1 protein-coding gene is annotated in these 674 nt (G+C 62.5%); it reads left to right on the plus strand.

Going from position 1 to position 674, the window contains the following annotated elements; translation table 11 throughout:
• A partial coding sequence (locus tag EN993_RS36530) for a GMC oxidoreductase (protein WP_245469091.1) occupies positions 1-530 on the plus strand: 530 nt, incomplete at its 5' end.
• Positions 531-674 lie beyond the last annotated feature (144 nt).

The raw sequence follows: 674 nt of genomic DNA on the forward strand, positions 1-674 counted from the left end.
GGGCATGGCCTTACATGTCGCCCTTCAAGGCGCCGTTCGCCGACGGCTTTGCGACCCGTATCGTTGCCGTGCAGCCGGAGAGCCGCGGCAGCGTCAAGCTGGCATCGAGCGATCCGGTCGCCGCGCCGCTGATCCACCAGAACTTCCTGTCCTCGCAGCGCGACTGGCAGTCGCTTCGCGCCGGTTTTCGTGTTGCGCGCAACCTTGCCAGCCAGCCGTCCATGGGCCCGTTCGTTGGCGCGGAATTCTTCCCCGGCCCGAAATGCGAGAGCGACGAAGAGGTCGACGAGCATATCCGCAAGACCTCGATCACCGTGCATCATCCGGCCGGCACGTGCCGTATGGGTGTCGATGCGGAGTCGGTGGTCGATCCGGAATTGCGGGTGCGGGGCGTTGCCGGACTTCGTGTCGTGGACGCCTCCGTGATGCCGGATCTCGTCTGCGGCAACATCAATGCGGCGGTCATCATGATCGCCGAAAAGGCCGTGGATCTGATCCGCAGCCGCGCTCAACAGAGCGTGGCGGCCTGATAGCGGTCGCCGGCATGCAACCAAAATCTTTTGGTTGAGATAAAAATCTGTGTTGGTTGGACTGCCGCGTGAGCCTGCGCGGCCGTGGCGGGTAGGCTTCATTACGCCTTTCTGAGTGCATTTTGTGCGAATTTTGGCCATTTC

It is taken from the genome of Mesorhizobium sp. M7D.F.Ca.US.004.01.2.1, assembly GCF_003997785.1.
GTDB lineage: Bacteria > Pseudomonadota > Alphaproteobacteria > Rhizobiales > Rhizobiaceae > Mesorhizobium > Mesorhizobium loti.